This window comes from Variovorax saccharolyticus, from assembly GCF_030316765.1.
Lineage (GTDB): Bacteria > Pseudomonadota > Gammaproteobacteria > Burkholderiales > Burkholderiaceae_C > Variovorax > Variovorax saccharolyticus.
Window position 1 is genome coordinate 85,070 of record NZ_JASZYT010000005.1, and the last position, 18,543, is coordinate 103,612.

Here is an 18,543-nt window from a genome sequence, read left to right on the forward strand (position 1 = left end):
GACAGCGAGGGGCCTCGCGCCGGGGCGAAAATCGGCACATGCACAGATTTCCTTTTCCTCCGCCGCGCCTGCGAACACCGGCCACCCTGGCACTGGCCGCGGCCTTGCTGGCGGGCTGCGCCTCCGCGCCACCCCCTGCGCCTGCGCCGGCGCCGACGGCCGAGGCCGCGCCCGTGCCCCGGCCGGCGCCGCCTCGGCCGCAGCCGCCGCTGCCCGCGGCCGCGGACGATGCCGCACTGCAGCAGGGCTTCGCCCGCTGGGTCGCCGACTTCCGCGTCCAGGCGCGCGAAGCGGGGATCAGCGAGGCAACGCTGCAGTCGGCCTTCGCCGAGGTCCGCTACCTGCCGCGCGTCGTCGAGCTGGACCGCGCCCAGCCCGAATTCACGCGCACCGTCTGGGACTATCTCGACAATGCCGTGACGCCGCAGCGCGTGGCGCTCGGCAAGGAGAAGATGCAGCAGGTGGGCGCCCAAGCCGATGCGGCGGCCGCGCGCTACGGCGTTCCGTCCGCCGTGGTGGTCGCCATCTGGGGCATGGAAAGCAACTTCGGCGGCAACTACGGCAGCACGCCGACCATCGACGCCCTGGCGACACTGGGCTTCGAGGGCCGCCGCGAGGAATGGGCGCGCCGCGAACTGCTGGCGGCGCTCAGGATTCTCGACAAGGGCGACATCGATCGCGCGCACATGATCGGCTCCTGGGCCGGTGCCATGGGCCAGACGCAATTCATGCCGTCGAGCTTCCTGGCCCATGCGGTCGATGCCGACGGCGACGGCCGGCGCGACATCTGGGGCAGCATGGCCGACGTCACGGCGTCGACTGCGAACTTCCTTGCGCGCTCGGGCTGGAAGGCGGGGCAGCCCTGGGGCGTCGAGGTGCAACTGCCAAACGGCTTCGACTACGGCCGCGCCGACACCAGCGTGCGCCAATCCAGTGCGCAATGGGCCGCCGAGGGCTTGCGCACCATGGACGGCCGGCCGCTGCCGGAGTTTGCCGACGGCATGATCCTGCTGCCCGCGGGCGCGCGCGGGCCCGCGTTCCTGGTGGGTCCGAACTTCCGCGCAATCCTGCGCTACAACAACTCGACCAGCTATGCGCTTGCGGTCGGCCTTCTCGCGCAGCGGCTCGCCGACGGTCCCGGCGTGCAGGCGGCCTGGCCGCGCGACCTGCCCGCGCTCTCGCGCAGCCAGCTGCTGGAACTGCAGACCGCCTTGAACCAGCGCGGCTTCGCCAGCGGCACGCCCGACGGCATGATGGGGCCGGCCACGCGCGAAGGCATCCGCCAGTTCCAGCGCAGTGCCGGCCTGCCCGCCGACGGCTATCCCAGCGCGGCGCTGCTGCAGCGCTTGCAGGCTCCGTAGGCCGGCGGCTCATGGCGCATTGACGACCGGGACATAGGCCAGCCGCCGATCGCGCAGCACCAGCAGCGCCACCCTGCGGCCTGGCGGGGTTTCGGCCAGCTTGCGCCTGAAATCCTCGACACGGTCGAGCCGGGCGTGGTTGGCGGCGACGATGATGTCGCCCGCGCGAATGCCCTCGCTGCGCGCGGCCCCGGCGGCTTCCCGGACCAACAGGCCGCCATCGCTGCCGAACTGGAGCTTCTGCAGCGGCGAAAGCTCGCCGAGACTGAGCCCGAGGCCGTCGCCCCGCTCGGAGCCCGCCTCCGACTTGGGCACGGTCCGCGGCGCCGGCTCCTCCGACGGCGTCACCCAGACCGTCCGCCGGCTGCCGTGCCGCCACAGTTCCACTTGGCTGCGGCGGCCGGCCGGTGCGCTGGCCACGCGTTGCAGCAGCTCCGAGAAGTGCGCGATCGGGACGCCGTCGAAAGCGGTGACGATGTCGCCGCGGGCCAGGCCTGCGGCCCGTGCCGGCCCCTGGGCATCGACCCGCACCACGAGCGCGCCCCTCGGCTCGCCGAAGGCGAAGGACTGGGCCAGTTCGGGGGTCATCTGCTGGAAATCGGCGCCGAGTCGGGCTCGCCGGACCCGGCCGGATTCCTTCAGCTGGGCCGCGATCCGGGTCGCCAGGTTGATCGGCACGGCAAAAGACAGGCCCATGTAGCCGCCGTTGCCGCTGTAGATCATCGAGTTGATCGCAACCACTTCGCCGCGGCTGTTGAACAGGGGGCTGCCCGAACTGCCGGGATTGATCGCCACGTCGGTCTGGATGAAGGGGACTTCGCCGGCGCCCCCGATGTAGCGGTCGACCGCGCTCACCACGCCCGCGGTGACGCTGCCGTGGAAGCCGAAAGGCGCCCCGATGGCCGCCACCCAGTCGCCCGGCGCCAGTTGCGACGAGTCGCCGATCACCGCGGCCGCGAGCCCGCCGGCGTCGATCTTCAGCAGGCCCACGTCGGTGCGCCGGTCGAAGCCGATCACCCGCGCGGGGAAGCGCCGGCCGTCGTCCAGGCGGACCTGGACCTCGTCGATGCCCGCCAGCACGTGGGCGCTGGTGAGGATCACGCCGTCGCGCGCGAGAATCAGGCCGGAGGCGAGGTCGCGGATCTGGCTGATGCGCACCTCCGCCGGCAGCGGCCAGGCCAGGCGGTCCGCGAAGTCGGTCTCGGGCGCGAACTCCAGCTCGATGCCCTCGGCCCGCTCGTCGCGGCCGATCCGCAGGGTGACGATGTCGACCACGCTGGCCCGGCGGCTGGCGACCAGCGAGGAGAAGCCGGGTGCGGCCGTTGTGACCTGCGCGGCAGGCGGCGATGGAAGAGGCGGCGGCCCGGGCGCTGACGCGCAGCCGGCGACCAGGCCGGCCACCATGCCGAGGGCGGTGACCCTGCGATTCAGGACGCGCATCTACGTCGCCTGCGGCGCCAGGTTGCAGACCACCAGAAGCTTGCTCATTGCCGACTCCGCGTCGTGGGCGAGCAATCAATGTAGGCGCATGCTGCGGACGCGGTCTTTGCGCCGGATCAAGTCCTCCATGTCGAAACGCTGCACCCGAACCGGCCGGTGAACCAGCGCGAGAACGCGCTCAGCGAAGCAAAGCCCAAGAGGCTCGCCACCTCCGACAGCGGCCGGTCGCGGCTCGCCACGTAGCGCGGCACGACTTCGGCGCGCGCCGCGTCGAGGATGGACGAGTAGCTTTCGCCTTGCGCCTCCAGGTGGCGCTGGAGGGTCCGGGCCTGCACGCCGAGCTGCTGCGCCACGGCCGTCATCGAACAGGTGCCCGTGGGCAGCAGCGCGAAGACCAGCTTGCGGACCTGGTCGATCATGGTGGCGTCGGACTGCGCGAGCAGCGCGTCAAGGTAGCGCCGCGTATGCCGCGCCATGTCGGGCTCGTAGGAGGCGACTGCGACGTCGAGGTCCGTGGTCTGGCACACGATGCCGTCGAAGTCCTGGTCGAACAGCACGGGCGCACCGAACACGCGCCTATAGACGTTGAGCCTGGGCGGCGGGCCGTGGATGAAGCACACGCTGCGCGGCTTCCAGGCGGCGCCCAGGAACACGGCCAGCGTCCGGTGCACGACGCCGACGATCAGCTGCATCTGCTGCCGGATCGAGCCCGGATGGCCACCCATCATCTCCTGGCGAATGATGGTGAGCCCGTCGGCTTCCTCGATCCGGATCAGCAGGGCCTCGTTCTGCAGCCGCGCGTAGTAGGCCATCGAGACCAGGGTCTTGCGCAGGGTCGGCTCTTCCCGCGCCACGAAGGCGAGCGGGCCGAGGTTGGAGAGTTCGCGGGTCTCGGCCATGCGCAGGCCGAAGTCCTCGCAGCCGGAAGCCTGTGCCGACGATTCCAGCAGGCGCCCGACGGCCTCGGTGGGCACCTTCATGTCCGGATCGAGCAGCACCGACGGATGGATGCCGGCCGCGCGCAGGTGGCGAAACGGCTCCAGGCCCACCGAGCGCGCCACCTTGACGTAGTTGGTGAGGCTGGCGGCTCGGATCAGGTAGGGCATGGGCGACTTTCGCGTTGTCGCAAATTGTCAAATCAATGACGCATTCGGTCAAACCGAAAAAGCGGCCGCTTCCCATACTTCGTCCCATCCAACGGCAACGCCGGCATTCCAAAGGACGACAAAGCATGAATTTCCTCGACGACTCCCTGCTGCCCGAAAACCAGGAAAAACTCGTGATCCAGGTGGCGCCCTACGGCCCCCAATGGGTACCCGGCGATTCGGACGACATCCCCGTCACCCTGGAACAGCAGGTCCAGAAGGCGGTCGATTGCTACAACGCCGGCGCCACCGTGCTGCACGTGCACGTGCGCGAAGCCGATGGCAAGGGCAGCAAGCGTCTTTCGATGTTCAACGAGATGCTGGCCCGGCTGCGCGATGCGGTTCCGAAGATGGTGCTCCAGGTCGGCGGCTCGATCTCCTTCGCCCCCGAGGGCGAGGGCGCGGCCGCCAAGTGGCTCAACGACGACACGCGCCACATGCTCGCCGAGCTCGATCCGCGCCCGGACCAGGTGACGGTGGCCGTCAACACCAGCCAGATGAACGTGATGGAGCTGATGACCGCCGCGGACGTGGCGGGCACCTCGCTCACCAACCCGGCGATCCAGGCCGCCTACCGCGACATGGTGGTGCCGTCCAACCCGTCGTGGCACGAGGAGCACATCCGCCGCCTGGTCGCCAACGGCATCCAGCCGCACTTCATGCTCGGCAGCCTGACCGGGCTGGAGACCGTGGAGCGCTTGATCCGGCGCGGCGTCTACTGCGGACCGCTGGTGCTCAACTACGTGGCCATCGGCGGCGGCGCCGCGGGCCTGAACCCGGCCGACATGATGGAGTTCGTGCGCCGCACGCCCGACGGCGCGGTGCTGACGCTGGAGACGCTCAACCGCAACGTGGTGCCGATGAACACCATGGCGATCGCGCTCGGCATGCATGTGCGCGTGGGGATCGAGGACACCCTCTTCGGCCCCGATGGCCAACGGGCGACCTCGGTGCAGCAGATCGAGAAGATGGTGCGCATCGCCCGCGAGCTCAACCGCGAGGTGGCCACCGGCAGCGATGCCCACCGCATCTACCGGACGGGCACCTTCTGGGACGACGCTGCCCAGACGCTGTCGTGCCTGGGCATGGTGCCCAATCGCAAGCCGGAGCAGCGCGGGGTTCCGCTGCGCCGGGTCGCCTGAGGCGCACGACCATGGCCTGGAAGAAGAACCCCTCCGCCGTGCTGGCCGGCCTGCTGTTCATCCACCTGCTGGCCCACATCGACCGCAACATGCTGCTGGGCTTCTCGCCTCAGATCATCGCGGACCTCGGCATCAGCAACGCGCAATACGGCTTCCTGGTCGGCGCCGTGTGGGTGATGAGCTTCGGGGTGATGGCCCTGTTCCTCGGGTCGCTGGCCGATCGCTTCAGCCGCACCCGCATCATCGCCGCCGGCGTGTTCATCTGGAGCCTGTGCACCTGGGCCTCCGGCCATGCCCAGAGCTTCGAGCAGATGGCCCTGGCGCGCTTCTTCGTCGCCAGTGGCGAGGCCGCCCTGGTGCCCGCCGCGGTGTCGCTGTTGACGGAGCTGTTCCCGGAGAAGCGGCGCGGCACGGTCATGGGCGTGTTCTTCATGGGGATTCCCATGGGCATCGGCGTCAGCTTCCTGCTGGCCGGCACCTTCGGCGCCGCGCACGGCTGGCGTTCGACCTTCTACACGCTGGGCGTGGCCGGCGTCGTCATTGCGCTGCTGCTCTCGTTTCTCAAGGACGATCGCAGCAACGCGCCGGCGCACGAGCGCGGCGCCCCCTTCGTGCTGCAGGTGCGCACGGTGCTCGGCCAGATGCGCCAGCGCCCCGCGCTGCTGTTCCTGATCGTCGGCTTCGTCCTGATCCACGTGCTGTTCGCCGGCCTCTCGTTCACCCAGTTGTGGCTGGTCCAGGAGCGCGGCCTGGACGCGGCGTCCATCGCGTCGCGCATCGGCGCACTCCAGTTGCTGTTCGGTGCCCTGGGGGCGGTGGTCGGCGGCGTCGTGGGCGATCGTCTGGCGCGACGGATTCCCGGCGGACACGCGGGCGTCATCGTTCTCTTCATCGCGCTGTGCGCCGTGCCGATGATCGCCTACCGCTTCGTCGCGCCGGGCTCGTGGCTGTTCTACCTGGGCATGTGCGCGGGCTTCTTCCTGCCGCTCGGCAGCTACGGGCCCGCGAACGCCGCCATCATGGGCATGGTTCCGCCGCAGACGCGCTCGACCGTGAGCGGCTTCACCATGCTGTGCATCAACATCCTGGCGATAGCGGTCGCCAACCTGGTGGCGGGCAGGGCGGTGGACGTGCTCATCGCCCAGGGCGTCTCCTCGCCGCTGACGCATGTCGTCCTCGCGACCGATGTCGTCGGCATCGGATCGATCTTCTTCTTCGCATTGGCCGCGCTGTTCTCCGCCGGGCAGCGCGCGGGTCGCGGCACGGCCCCGACCGCGGCTGTCCAGCCTGTCGCGGACACGGCCCGGTAGGTACAAGGTCGCATTGCATCGGCCAGCCCGGACCCTCACCATTCGCGATCATGAGGATGTCGCCTCGTACCCTGCGGATGCGGATCGCGCTGGTCTGGCTGCTGCTCGCAGGGTTCGTTGCGATCGGCGCCGAAGCCGCGGGCCCGAGGCGAGTGCTGACCCTGCACTCCTTCGGCCGCGACTTCGCACCCTACGACACGATCGCGTCGACCTTCCGCACCGATCTTGCGCGCCGATCCGCAGAACCGATCAACTTCGTCGATGCCAACCTCGACCTGAGCCGCGCTCCGAACGAAGGCGAGGAACGGTTCTTCGTCGAGTACCTGCGCGCCCGTTTCGAGCAGGCGCCGCCCGATGTCGTCGTGACGATCGGTCCGCCGGCAGCACGCTTCTACCTTCGGCACCGGAGCGAGCTCTTTCCCGCCACCCCGCTGGTGGTCGGCGCCTTGGACGAGCGCATCCTGAAACAGCTCCCGATCGGGCCGGCCGATGCGGCCGTGGCCGGAAAGGTGGACCTGCCGGCGCTGGTCAGCAATATCCTGACGGTCCTCCCCGACACGGAAACGATCTCGGTGGTGATCGGGTCCTCCGAGCTCGAGCGCTTCTGGAAGGCGGAACTGCAGCGCGAGTTCGCCCAGTTCGAGGGGCGAGTCGGCTTCGAGTGGCTCGACAAACTGTCGCTGGTCCAGATGCAGCAGCGCATCGCGACCTTGCCTGCGCGTTCGGCGGTGCTCTATGCCTACATGATCGTGGATGCCGCCGGCATTCCGCACGAGCAGCGGGCCGCCCTGGAAACCCTGCGAAGCACCGCGAGCGCTCCCATCTTCGGGATCTACGAGAGCGAACTCGGCAAGGGGGTGGCGGGCGGCCCCTATTCGTCGCAGAAGAAGCGCGGGGAACACATGGCCACGGCTGCGCTTCGTTCATGGGGCGCACCGGCGCCGTCCCAGCCGCGGCTGGACGTGATCGGCTTCGAGCCGCCCGTCTACGACTGGAGAGAGCTCGAACGATGGAAGATCGACAAGGCACGTCTGCCGCCCGACAGCGAGATCCGCTTCAGGCCGCCCTCGATCTGGGAAGAGCACCGCGTCGCCGTCCTGGCGACCAGCGCTGCGCTCGTGTTCCAGGCGGCGCTGATCGTGGCGCTTCTGATCCAGCGCGTCGAGCGACGCAAGGCCGAACGCGAGGCACAGCACTTCGGGGGGCGGATCCTGACCGCCCAGGAAGACGAGAGGCGAAGGCTCGCGCGCGAGCTGCATGACGATGTCACGCAGCGCCTCGCGGCGCTCGCGATCGATGCCGCAAGGGCCCAAGGCCACGCGGGCAGTTCCGCCGCCACGACCGCGCTGGACGCGATCCGGCTGGGGCTCGTGAAGTTGAGCGAAGACGTTCATGCGCTGTCGTATCGCCTGCATCCTTCGGTGCTCGAGGACCTCGGGCTGGTCGCGGCATTGAAGGCGGAATGAGGTCGCGTCGCGCGCCAGCAGCCGATTCGCGTCGATCTCGATCTCGAGGCGATCACGAGGAAAGTGCCTCCGAACACCGCGATCTGCGTCTTCAGGGTGGCGCAGGAGGCATTGCGCAACGTCGTGCGCCACGCCAAGGCAGGCAGCGTGGAGGTCTCTCTGCGCGCGCGCCAGGGCGGCATCGCGCTGACGGTGCATGACGACGGCCAGGGCATCGGAAGCGCGCCCGGCGACGCCCGGACCAGCCTCGGCCTCGTGAGCATGCGCGAAAGGGTCAGGCTGGTCGGCGGCAGGCTCGAGGTCGTGAGTCGACCCGACCACGGCACCTCGGTGATCGCATGGGTACCCCTCCAGGAGGCCGCATGACCGGCGCGCGCATCCTGCTCGCCGACGATCACCGGATCGTGGCCGAAGGGCTGAAGAGCATCCTGGCGGCGGAGTTCGATCTGGTCGGCGTGGTCGAGAACGGGCGGGACATGGTGGAGGCTGCACGAGGCCTGCAGCCGGATGCCATCGTCGCCGACATCACCATGCCCCTGCTCAACGGCATCGAAGCGCTCGAACTGCTCAGGAAGGAAGGCATCGAGACCCCGGTCGTCTTCCTGACCATGCACCGCGAGGTCGACTACGCCATCACCGCGCTGGAGGCCGGCGCCGCGGGCTATGTCCTCAAGCATTCGGCGCCCGACGAACTGGTGCGTGCGGTGCAGGTCGTTCTCGGAGGCGGGACCTTCGTCAGTCCCTCGCTGGCTGGCGAACTGTTTCAGGCAACCCGGGCCAGGTCGAGGGAGCACGGCGAGGCGGCCGTGGCCTTGTCGGTGCGCCAGCACGACATCCTGCGGCTGCTGGCCGACGGCAAGTCGGCGAAGGAGATCGCCAAGGCGCTCGATATCTCATCCCGCACGGTCGAGTTCCACAAGTACAAGATCATGGAGTCGTTTGGCCTGAAGAACGGCGCCGAACTGATCCACTTCGCGATCAAGCGCGGCATCGCGCGTCCCTGACTCGTAATTTTTCCGGCGACCGCCAGCAATCGTTCGAGCTGACACCCGCTTCCATCCGGTTCATTCTTCGTCTGCGATCTCGGCGAAGAGCCTGCTTCACAAGGGAGCGACATGAACTGCGTACTACTGGGTGATCGACACCACGGCCTGAGCGAAGGCATGCGTGGCTTGCTCGAGACCACCTTCAGTGCGGTGTTCATGGTGGCGGACGCGGTCTCGTTGATCGAAGGCGCCGCGCGGCTCCAGCCCGAGCTGGTGGTGGTCGATCTCGCGCTCGCCGGCGGAGATCTTCCGACGCTGGTGGGCACGCTGCGCAAGGAGGCGCCGTCGGCCAAGGTGCTTCTGCTCAGTGCGCACGACGAGGGCGCGGTGGCGTTGGCGGCGCTGGCGGCGGGCGCCGACGGATTCGTGTTGAAGCGCCTGATCGCAGGCGAGTTGCTGGCGGCGGTCGACGCGCTTCTTGCGGGTGATCGCTATGTATCGGCAGGGGTGGTTGTTTGACTCTAACGAAGGAGCGATGGAAATGTATTTCACCGACGATTCACTGTTTCCCGAACTGATGACGCCCACGATCATCACCGCGGCGCCGTACGGTCCCGAGTGGCTGCCCGGCGATGTCGAGGACCTGCCGCTGAGCTTCGAGCAACAGGTGCAGGCCGCGGTGGACTGCTACAACGCCGGCGCCACGATGCTGCACTTCCACGTGCGAGACCCGAAGACCGGCGAGGGATCGAGCAACTTCGATCACTACAACGAACTCCTCGGCATGGTGCGCAAGGCGGTGCCGAAGATGATCATCCAGGTCGGCGGCTCGATCTCCTTCGCGCCGCACACCGAGGGCGCGAAGGCCAAGTGGCTGGACTACGACACCCGCCACATGCTCACCGAGCTCGACCCGAAGCCGGATTGCGTCACGGTCACGACCGGATCGAGCCTGTGGGACATCACGCAGGCCTTCGTGCCGGGCGATGCGGATGGCACGCACCTGGACGACCCGAAGGTCGCGGCGGCCTGGAGCGGCATGGTCGTGGACTCGCTGCCGGCCTTCTATATCGAGCATCTGAAGCGGCTGCGCAAGAACAGGATCCAGCCCTACTTCGTGCCGGGCCACGTGCACCAGCTCGAGATCATCGAGCGCCTGATCCGCTCCGGCGTCTACATGGGGCCGCTGAACCTGGCGCTGTGCGGCTACGGCGGCGGCACCATGGGCCGCAATCCCTTCGACTGGATGGAGATGCTGCGCCGCACCCCGCATGGTGCCTCCAGCGTGACCTTCTGGAGCAGCATGCGCGGCAACATCGCGATCCAGACCCTGGCGACGATCCTCGGCGTCAACGTTCGCGTGGGCAACGAGGACAACATCTGGGACATCGACAAGAAGCGCTGGTCGACGGTCAAGCAGGTCGAGTGGGCGGTCAAGCAGAGCGAGCAGTTCGGCCGCAAGGTCGCAACGGCGGAGGAGGCGCGCGAGATCATGAAGATCGGCGTCTGGTACGACAGCGTGGACGAGACGCTGTTCAACCTCGGCCTGCCGCCGAACCGCAAGGACGGCCACAAGGGCTTCCTGGCATACGAGACCGACGGTCGGCTGCCGCGGGCGACGGGCGTCGTGACGCGGCCTACCAGCATCCTCTAGAGCATCTGGAGCAGGCCGGAGAGCGGCGCGTCCGGGAGCCCGGAGGCGCCGCTTGATGCCACCCGAAACGCTCATGCACCGTGACCCAGAGGAGAACTGCATGCAGGTCAACGACGAAACCGGTCCGTGGGAGGATGCGCTGGCCCAGTTGCGCGAATGGGATGGTGCCTGGGCGGAGTCCAGCACCCGCATGGCGACCAATCCGTGGCGCAGCGGCGTGCTGTCCCGCAAGCTGGCCGAACTGGTCGGCGTTGCGATGAACGCCGCCTGCACCAACCTGAATCCCGAGGGGACCCGTCGCCACATCCGCAGGGCCCTCGAAGCCGGAGCCAGCCGGGACGAGATCCTGTTCGTGCTGAAGTGCGCTTCCGTGATGTCGATCCATTCCTGCAGCCTCGGGGCGCCGATCCTGCTGGAAGAAGCGAAGTCAGCGCAGGCGGTTCCGACCAGCAAGGCCGGCCTGCTGACGCCCGCCTGCGACCGGATGAAAGCCATTGGCCAGTGGAACGCGGCGTGGGATCCGTTCTACGAACTCGACCCCGTGTGGACCGACGAATTCATGGCCACGGGCGCGGGCATCTACGCAAGCGGCGTCCTGCCCGCGAAGGAGATCGAACTGCTGAGCATTGCCTTCGATGCCTCCTACACGCACATGTATGCGCCAGGCACGCGACGGCATATCCGCAACGCCTTGGCCGCCGGTGCCACGATCGAGGAGATCATGGAAGTGCTCAAGCTCTGCGTCGGGCAGGGCGTGCAGGCTTGCAATCTCGGCGTGCCGATTCTTGCCGAGGAGTTGGCGCGGCGCGCTCGCCAGGCAACATGAAAGGGACTCGAGATGGCCAAGCTGAAGATGAATGATCCGCGAAGCGAACGCGTCGCCGACCTGAGGGCCGGACAGTACGCGGACGGCAGCCCGCTGCACGACGTGCAATACCTCGAATGCAAGCTGATCCTGAAGACCGACGAGTTCACCTCGCCGGCGGGCTTCAGGAAGTACGGCAAGCTGGTCGCCCAGGTGGCCGAGGAGTGCGGGATCGGTTTCGATCAGAAGCCGGCCAAGGGTGCGCGGCCGGCGATCCGGGAGGTGATGTTCCTCGACACCGAGGACTTCAGGCTCTACAGCAACGCCTTCATCCTGCGGCGGCGCATCCGTTTCGAGGACGGCTTCCCGGCCGAGGAGCCGGAGGTGGTCTTCAAGTTCCGTCACCCCGACCAGCAAGAGGCGGCCGAGGTGGATGTGCGGCCCAACCTGCCGGGCGACTACCGCATCAAGTTCAAGGCCGAGGCCTTGCCGCTCAAGGACCGGCTCGGCGGCTACCGGCTGCTGTTCTCGCACAACGTCCAGTTCCCGCTGAGCCATGCGCCGACGGACGGCGATCGCACCGCGATGGAGCAGCTGATGCAGGTTTTCCCCGCCATGAAGGTCTTGCAGCTCGACAAGGGCGACCATGTCTCGCTGGTCAACCAGACGATCGTCGAGGAGGTGCTGCAGGACCTCGGCACGCTCGACTTCGGCAAGGGCGTCACGGCCGACGCCAACGTCGCGCTGTGGCGCACGCGCGGCGAGCACCTGCCGCTGGTGGGCGAGTTCGCCTACCAGGTGAAGTTCAAGCGCCGCGAGGAGGTGCACGACAAGGCACGCGAGCGCTGCGCCAGGTTCTTCATCCGGCTGCAGCAGGTCGGCCACGCCTGGATCTACCTCGGGGCCACCAAGACCGGCATGGTCTACCGGCTCAAGGGCAATCCGCCGCAGGCCCACGAGTAGCGGGCAGCGGGCACTCGCCATGAAGCTGAGCGAGCGCTTCCTGGCGGACGACCTGCGCGGCGTGCGCTATGCCGCGAACGTCTTCCTGGCCACCACGGTGCTGTGGATCGTCGTCAAGGTCTACGGGGATTCGAATCCGATCTGGGCCGTCAGCTCGATGGTCGCGACGAGCGACCCGCAGCTGAAGCAGTCGCTGGCGACTTTTCGCGGGCGGCTGATCAACACGCTGGTGGGCTGCGCGATCGGCCTGCTCGCCATCGCCATCGGCCGCACCGCGTGGGAGCTTCCGGCGGCGCTCGCGCTGACCGTGCTGCTGTCGTCCTATCTGGTGCGGGTTCCGACGATGTGGCGGCAAGCGCCGATCACCGCCGCGATCGTCATCGCCGGCAACCTGCAGCACCACGACAAGCTCGGCGCCCTCGAGAGCGGTGCCGTGCGCGTGGGCGAAGTGCTGTTCGGCTGCGCGGTCGGCATCGGCAGCGCCTGGCTGCTGTCCAGGCTGTGGCCGCTGCACGAGGAATCGTCGATCCAGAAGGGTTGAGCGGGTTCATCGCGTCCCGGCCGGCAGATACCTCATCGGGGGCTTCCAGACCCAGCCTTTCGGGTCAGCTGTGAACTATTTCACGGTCAAGATTAGTACTTAGCGACTACATGTGGCGATTTGTAAGTACCTTGGTACTACTATTCAGCCATCGCACAGGCAAAGGAGAAGCATGAATACGTACCCCACCGCAAGCCAGGCAAATGGCGTCGCCCGCACCCTGAGCAAGCACCTGTCGTGCACCATCGTCGTCTACCGCACGCCACAGGCGAAGTTCGTGACCGCGCGCACCAGCGACACGGTGGTCGGAAACATCGAAGGCATCTATCGCAACGGCTATTGCACGCCGACCCTCCTGAGCAGCGTGCACTGAAAGAACTCGACTCCCTCGGCTCCACGCAGCCGGACGGATTTATGCCTCCTTCGGGAGGCTTTTTTTTTGCCTTCGCGCAGGTCAGGCGCAGCCCATCACCCAACGTGCGTAGAGACGCGCCAGCAAGGTGTGCATGCCTTGCGTGCGCCGCGGCAGGTCGTTCAGCAGGTCGCCGCTGGCGCTCGCCGCCGGATTCGCGAGCGCATTCTGCCGAACCAGCTGCTGGCCGTTGCGCGCCATCGAGAGCTCGACCAGGGCCGGCGTCATCTCGAGGTGCGACTGCACCAGCAGGTGCAGGTCGCGCAGCACGAAGGCCTGGTTGGCGCAATGGGCGCCGCGCGCCAGCGGCACGGCGCCGGGCGGCGGCGCGAAGGTGTCGGCGTGCCACTGGAAGGTCTGAAGCACCTTGCCTGCGTGCTCCTCGCCCCACCACGCGCGCGCCGTGTCGCTGGCCTCCGCGGTGATCTCGCACCAGCCGATCTCGGGCCGGTCGTGCGGATGGACTTCGCCGCCCAGCGCGAGCGCCACCAGCTGGCTCCCCAGGCAATGGCCGGCCACCGGGATGCCGCGCGCATCGGCGTCGCGGATCAGTGCGAGTTCGTGTGCGATCCATGGCAGCGGGTCGTGCGCGCCCATGTAGCCGCCCATGAAGACCAGGCCGCCGAAGCGCGAAGCGTCCGCAGGGACCGCGTCGCCGTCGACGATGCCCACCAGCTCCACGTCGCGGCCCAGGGCCTCGAGTATCGGCAGCACCGCGCCCGGCGCCCCCACCTCGGCGTGCTGGAAGACCGCGATCGGCTTCATCGGCCCAGACCCCTTCAGGCCGGCACGTCGGCCATGCCGACGCCGAGCAGTCCCTCGAGCAGCGAAGCATCGCCGGCCAGCGCCGCGCTCGGGCCGGCATGCACCACCGTGCCGCGTTCGAGCACGATCGCCTGGTGCGTCATCTCGAGGGCCAGCACCGGGTGCTGCTCGACCACGATCGATGCCAGGCCCTCGCTTTCGCAGAGGTGGCGGATCGAGCGGGCCAGCTCCTCGACGATGATCGGCGCCAGGCCTTCCATCGGTTCGTCGAGCAGCAGCAGCTTCGGGTTGGTCATGAGAGCGCGGCCGATGGCCAGCATCTGCTGCTCGCCGCCCGACAGCTGGTTGCCGTAGTTGCCGCGCCGCTCGCGCAGGCGCGGAAAGAACTGGTAGACCCGCTGCAGGTTCCAGGGGCCGGGCCGGCCGATCACGGTCAGGTTCTCCTCGACCGTGAGCGACGGGAACACCTCGCGCTCCTGCGGCACCCAGCCCAGGCCGGCGCGCACGCGCCGGTGGGACGGCCAGCGCGTGATGTCCTCGCCGCACCAGCGCAGCGCGCCGCGCATCACGCGGGTGTTGCCCATCAGCGTCTCGAGCAGGGTGGTCTTGCCCACGCCGTTGCGTCCGAGGATCGCGAGGCTCTGCCCCTGCGCGAGCGAAAAGCTCAGGCGGTCGAGCACCACGGCGTTGCCGTAGCCGGCGACCACCTGGTCGAAGGCCAGCATCTCAGACATGGGCTGCTCCCGCGTGGCCTGAATGGCCCAGATAGACCTCGCGAACCCGCGGATCGCGGCCGATCTCGGCCGGCGTGCCCTCGGTCAGGATCTGGCCGGCGACCAGCACCGAGATGCGGCGCGAAAAACGGAAGACGAGATTCATGTCGTGTTCGATGAACAGCACGCTGATGTCCTGCGGCAGTTCGGCAATGACTTCGAAGAGTTCGCCGCTCTCATCCTCGGGCACGCCGGCGGCGGGCTCGTCGAGCAGCAGGATCCGGGGCCGGGCGGCCATCGCGAGCGCGATCTCGAGCAGGCGCTGCTTGCCGTAGGCGAGTTCGGCCACCGGCACGTCGGCCAGCGCGTCGAGCTTGAGACGGCCGAGCAGCGCATGCGCTTCATCGAACGCCGCCTTGTTGCGCTTGAGCGGGCGCCACCAGACCGCGCCCAGGCCGTCGCGCTCGCTGATCGCGAGCACCACCGACAGCAGCGGCGTGAGGCTCGGGAACAGGGTATTGATCTGGAAGGTGCGTGCCAACCCCATGCGGGCGCGCTTGTCGGCGCTGAGCGCGGTGAGCTCGCGCTCGCCCATGTGGATCGTTCCGTGCGTGGGCCTGAAGACCCCCGTCAGCAGGTTGATCAGTGTGGTCTTGCCGGCACCATTGGGGCCGATCAGGGCCTGGCGGGCACCGGGCTCCAGGGTCAGGTTGACGTCGTCGACGGCGCGGAATTCGCCGAAGGAGATGCCCAGGCCGCGTGTGCGGAGTGCGGCGCTCATGACACTCTCCCGGTCTTCACCAGGCGCGACAGCGCGCCCATGATCCCGCCGCGGCCCAGCATCACGGCAGCGATCAGGAAGATGCCGAGCCAGAACATCCAGTACTGCGGATTGAGATCGGCGAACCAGTCGTGCACCAGCATGTAGACGATCGCGCCGATCATGCCGCCGTAGAGCCGGCCGGTGCCGCCGAGCACGAGGATGATCAGCACCTCGGCCGAGCGGTTGAAGCCGATCGACTCGATGCCGACGAACTGCGTGGTCTGGGCCAGCAGCGCGCCCGCGATGCCGGCCACGCCGGCCGACAGCGCGTAGGCCATGCGCAGGCGCGCCTCGACCGGCGAGCCGATCGCCAGCATGCGCTTGCGGCTGTCGTGGATGCCGCGCAGCGTCAGCCCGAAGGGCGAGCGCAGCACCAGACGCACGCCGAGGAACACCACCAGCACCACGCCGTAGGCATAGGCGAAGGCGGTCTTGCCGAACAGGTCGAACTCGAACAGGCCCAGCACCGGCGCGATCACCACGCCCTGCAGGCCGTCGGTGCCGCCGGTGATCGACGACAGCCGGTTGGCCAGCTCGGCCAGCAGCATGCACACGCCGATGGTGATCATGAGCCGCGTGAGGTCGGCGCCGCGCACCACCAGGTAGCTCAGCACGTAGCCCAGCGCGACGCACAGCAGCAGGGCGAACAGCAGGCCGCTGAAGGGCTCGCTCCAGCCGTGCTTGGCCAGCAGGCCTGCGGCGTAGGCGCCGGCGCCGAAGAAGGCGGCGTGGCCCACGGTGAGGATGCCGGCGTAGCCGAGCGCCATGTCCAGCGAGACCGCGAACAGCCCGAAGATCATGACCTGGCTCATCAGCGTGAGCTTGTCGGGCAGCAGGAAGAAGCTCGAGGCCAGTGCGAGCCAGAAGAAGACCTCGGCGCCTCGGAGGCGCGCGGGCGACAGCGTGAGAGCCTTCATGCCAGGCCCTTGCGCGGGATGATGCCGTTGGGCCGGGCCAGCAACATGATGATCATGACGACATAGATGAGGAATGCGCCGGCTTGCGGCAGGTAGTACTTGCCTGCGACATCCACGATGCCGACCAGCAGTGCGGCCACGAAGGGGCCGGTGATGGTGCCGGCGCCGCCGACGCAGACCACGATCAGGAAGTACACGAGGTACTTGAGCGGGAACGAGGGCTCGAGCCCCAGCATGCCGAGGCTCAGCGCGCCGCCGAGGCCGGCCAGGCCGCAGCCCAGCGAGAAGGTCAGGAAGAACAGCCGCTGCACGTGGATGCCGGTGCCGCCGGCGACGCGCTGGTTGTCGACCGCGGCCCGCACCATCGCGCCGTAGCGGGTCTTGCCGAGCACCAGCAGCAGGGCCGCGAGCACCGCCACGCCGCAGACGATCAGGAACAGGCGGTAGCGGCCCACCTCGAGGCCCAGCAGAGACACCCGGCCGTCCAGCAGCGGCGGCAGCTGGAAGGCCTGCAGGGTCGGGCCGAAGAAATACGTGAACACCGCGACCGACACGAACACGATGCCGATCGACAGCAGCACCTGGTCGAGCGGATGGGCGCGGTAGAGCCGCCGGTAGAAGCAGACCTCGAGCGCCGCGCCCACCAGCGCCGCGGCGACGAAGGCCGCCGCCAGCGACGGGAAGAAGCCGACGCCGAAGTGGTTCATCAGAACACTCGCGGCGTAGCCGCCGACCATCGCGAACGTGCCGTGCGCGAGGTTGACGAAGTTCATGAGGCCCATCGTGATGGACAGGCCCACCCCGATGAGGAACAGGAGCATGCCGTAGGCCACCCCGTCGAAGATCACGATTCCCATGGATTTCCCGTTGCTGCTGGCGCGCTGCGCTGGCTGATTACTGGCTTTCCTTGGCCGGGTCCTTGACGCGCTCGAACTTGTCGAACTCGACGTTCACGAGCTCGCCCTTCACGCGTTCGGTCTTGCGGATGTAGACGGTCTGCACGATGTCGCGGGTGGCGGGATCGATCTCGATCGGGCCGCGCGGGCTCTCGAACTTCAGCCCCTTGAGCGCTTCCATGAACTTGTCGCCGGAGGCGTCGCCCTTGGTCTTGGCGAGCGCGAGGTCGATGGCCGCCATCGTGTCGTAGGCCGTCACGGCGAAGTAGCTGGGGCGCAGCTTGGTGCCGAACTCGGCCGCGAAGTCCTTCACGAACTTCTGGTTCTTCGGCGAAGCATGGCCGTACGAATAGTGGTGGCTGGTGAGCAGGCCCAGCGCCACGTCGCCGGTGGCCTCGAGGTAGCTGTCGTCGGTGGCTTCGCCGGTGGCGTAGAGCTTGATGCCGGCTTCTTCCATGCCGCGCTCCTTCCAGACCTTGAGGAAGGCCGGCGGCATCACGCCCGAGGGAAAGAAGAAGAACACCGCCTGCGGCTTGGCGTCCTTGATGCGCTGCACGTAGGCCGAGAAGTCGGGGTTGTTCATCGGCGTGCGGACTTCGCCGACCACCTTGCCGCCCTGGGCCGTGAAGGCCTTCTTGAAGGCGGTCTCGGCATCGACGCCCGAGGCATAGTCGGCGACCACGGTGTAGGCCTCCTTCACGCCCTGCTTCGCCATCCAGCGCGCCATCGGGTCGGTGACCTGCTGCACCGTGAACGACAGCCGTGCCACGTAGGGCGAGCTGGCCGTGATGGCGGAAGAGGCGGCGTTCATCACGAGGGTCGGGACCTTGGCCTGGGTGGCGATCGCGGCGACCGCGTAGGCGTTGGGGCTGAAGTCCAGGCCGGTGATGACGCTGACCTTGTCGCGCACCACCAGTTCCTGCGCGATGCGCTTGGCGGCATCGGGCGCGGGACCTGCCGTGTCCTTCTTGATGATCTCGACCGGGCGGCCGGCGATCTTGCCGCCGTGCTCCTTGAGGTACAGCGCGACGCCGGCGTCGAACTGGCGTCCGTAGTCGGCGTAGGGGCCCGAGTAGGTCGCGATCATGCCGATGCGCAACGGCTCGTCGGCTGCCTGCGCGGCCGACATGGCACCGAGGGCGCCGAGGCAGGCCAGCGTCAGGGTGGCGAGCGCGTTTCTCTTGTTCATCATCATCGTGGAAGC

At 68.2% G+C, this 18,543-nt stretch carries 20 protein-coding genes; 12 read left to right on the forward strand and 8 right to left on the reverse strand.

The window, feature by feature from the left end:
• Positions 1-38 precede the first annotated feature (38 nt).
• Positions 39-1,361 (forward strand): lytic murein transglycosylase, encoded by a 1,323-nt coding sequence (locus tag QTI45_RS16685; RefSeq protein WP_286655207.1) that lies wholly within the window; start codon positions 39-41, stop codon positions 1,359-1,361.
• 9 nt (positions 1,362-1,370) lie between these two features.
• On the opposite strand, the gene QTI45_RS16690 is transcribed toward QTI45_RS16685, so the two are convergent.
• Positions 1,371-2,801, reverse strand: a complete 1,431-nt coding sequence (locus QTI45_RS16690) for a trypsin-like peptidase domain-containing protein (RefSeq protein ID WP_286655208.1) — start codon at positions 2,799-2,801, stop codon at positions 1,371-1,373.
• A 116-nt stretch (positions 2,802-2,917) separates the two neighbouring features.
• On the reverse strand, positions 2,918-3,907 hold the full coding sequence (locus tag QTI45_RS16695; RefSeq protein ID WP_286655209.1) for an AraC family transcriptional regulator: 990 nt from the start codon (positions 3,905-3,907) through the stop codon (positions 2,918-2,920).
• Between the two features lie 125 nt (positions 3,908-4,032).
• Here QTI45_RS16695 and QTI45_RS16700 point away from each other — a divergent pair, with 125 nt between their 5' ends.
• The 11 genes from QTI45_RS16700 to QTI45_RS16750 all read left to right on the forward strand — a co-directional run bounded on the left by QTI45_RS16700 (position 4,033) and on the right by QTI45_RS16750 (position 13,186).
• The gene (locus tag QTI45_RS16700; RefSeq protein ID WP_286655210.1) at positions 4,033-5,088 is read left to right on the forward strand and encodes a beta-keto acid cleavage family enzyme; all 1,056 of its coding nucleotides are present in this window, start codon (positions 4,033-4,035) and stop codon (positions 5,086-5,088) included.
• 11 nt (positions 5,089-5,099) lie between these two features.
• Positions 5,100-6,398 carry an MFS transporter gene (locus QTI45_RS16705; RefSeq protein ID WP_286655211.1) on the forward strand — a complete coding sequence of 433 codons (1,299 nt, stop codon included), beginning with the start codon at positions 5,100-5,102 and terminating at the stop codon, positions 6,396-6,398.
• Positions 6,399-6,454: 56 nt separating this feature from the next.
• Positions 6,455-7,864, forward strand: coding sequence for a histidine kinase (locus QTI45_RS16710; RefSeq protein ID WP_286655212.1), 1,410 nt, complete (start codon positions 6,455-6,457; stop codon positions 7,862-7,864).
• Positions 7,865-7,927: 63 nt separating this feature from the next.
• Positions 7,928-8,230, forward strand: a complete 303-nt coding sequence (locus QTI45_RS16715; RefSeq protein WP_286655213.1) for a sensor histidine kinase — start codon at positions 7,928-7,930, stop codon at positions 8,228-8,230.
• Complete coding sequence (locus QTI45_RS16720; RefSeq protein WP_286655214.1) at positions 8,227-8,868, forward strand: response regulator; 642 nt, start codon at positions 8,227-8,229, stop codon at positions 8,866-8,868. Before QTI45_RS16715 ends, QTI45_RS16720 begins: the two co-directional genes overlap by 4 nt.
• Before the next feature lie 111 nt (positions 8,869-8,979).
• Positions 8,980-9,369, forward strand: coding sequence for a response regulator (locus QTI45_RS16725; RefSeq protein WP_286655215.1), 390 nt, complete (start codon positions 8,980-8,982; stop codon positions 9,367-9,369).
• A gap of 22 nt (positions 9,370-9,391) precedes the next feature.
• A complete protein-coding gene (locus QTI45_RS16730) occupies positions 9,392-10,504 on the forward strand; it encodes a beta-keto acid cleavage family enzyme (RefSeq protein WP_286655216.1) in 1,113 nt (370 codons plus the stop codon).
• Between the two features lie 100 nt (positions 10,505-10,604).
• Positions 10,605-11,330: a carboxymuconolactone decarboxylase family protein gene (locus QTI45_RS16735; protein ID WP_286655217.1), complete on the forward strand. Its 726-nt coding sequence runs from the start codon at positions 10,605-10,607 to the stop codon at positions 11,328-11,330.
• Between the two features lie 27 nt (positions 11,331-11,357).
• Positions 11,358-12,272: a hypothetical protein gene (locus QTI45_RS16740; protein ID WP_286655218.1), complete on the forward strand. Its 915-nt coding sequence runs from the start codon at positions 11,358-11,360 to the stop codon at positions 12,270-12,272.
• Between the two features lie 19 nt (positions 12,273-12,291).
• Positions 12,292-12,813, forward strand: coding sequence for an FUSC family protein (locus QTI45_RS16745; protein WP_286370282.1), 522 nt, complete (start codon positions 12,292-12,294; stop codon positions 12,811-12,813).
• Positions 12,814-12,985: 172 nt separating this feature from the next.
• Positions 12,986-13,186, forward strand: coding sequence for a hypothetical protein (locus QTI45_RS16750; RefSeq protein ID WP_286370283.1), 201 nt, complete (start codon positions 12,986-12,988; stop codon positions 13,184-13,186).
• A gap of 81 nt (positions 13,187-13,267) precedes the next feature.
• On the opposite strand, the gene QTI45_RS16755 is transcribed toward QTI45_RS16750, so the two are convergent.
• The 6 genes from QTI45_RS16755 to QTI45_RS16780 are packed head-to-tail and all read right to left on the reverse strand — an operon-like array spanning position 13,268 to position 18,534.
• Positions 13,268-13,990 carry a type 1 glutamine amidotransferase gene (locus tag QTI45_RS16755; RefSeq protein ID WP_286655219.1) on the reverse strand — a complete coding sequence of 241 codons (723 nt, stop codon included), beginning with the start codon at positions 13,988-13,990 and terminating at the stop codon, positions 13,268-13,270.
• A gap of 14 nt (positions 13,991-14,004) precedes the next feature.
• Positions 14,005-14,724 (reverse strand): ABC transporter ATP-binding protein, encoded by a 720-nt coding sequence (locus tag QTI45_RS16760; protein WP_286655220.1) that lies wholly within the window; start codon positions 14,722-14,724, stop codon positions 14,005-14,007.
• The gene (locus QTI45_RS16765; protein ID WP_286655221.1) at positions 14,717-15,484 is read right to left on the reverse strand and encodes an ABC transporter ATP-binding protein; all 768 of its coding nucleotides are present in this window, start codon (positions 15,482-15,484) and stop codon (positions 14,717-14,719) included. Before QTI45_RS16765 ends, QTI45_RS16760 begins: the two co-directional genes overlap by 8 nt.
• Positions 15,481-16,443, reverse strand: a complete 963-nt coding sequence (locus tag QTI45_RS16770; protein WP_286655222.1) for a branched-chain amino acid ABC transporter permease — start codon at positions 16,441-16,443, stop codon at positions 15,481-15,483. Before QTI45_RS16770 ends, QTI45_RS16765 begins: the two co-directional genes overlap by 4 nt.
• Positions 16,440-17,300 (reverse strand): branched-chain amino acid ABC transporter permease, encoded by an 861-nt coding sequence (locus tag QTI45_RS16775; RefSeq protein WP_286655223.1) that lies wholly within the window; start codon positions 17,298-17,300, stop codon positions 16,440-16,442. The genes QTI45_RS16770 and QTI45_RS16775 overlap by 4 nt, the downstream gene beginning before the upstream one ends.
• Before the next feature lie 37 nt (positions 17,301-17,337).
• A complete protein-coding gene (locus QTI45_RS16780) occupies positions 17,338-18,534 on the reverse strand; it encodes an ABC transporter substrate-binding protein (RefSeq protein ID WP_286370289.1) in 1,197 nt (398 codons plus the stop codon).
• Between the last annotated feature and the right edge of the window lie 9 nt (positions 18,535-18,543).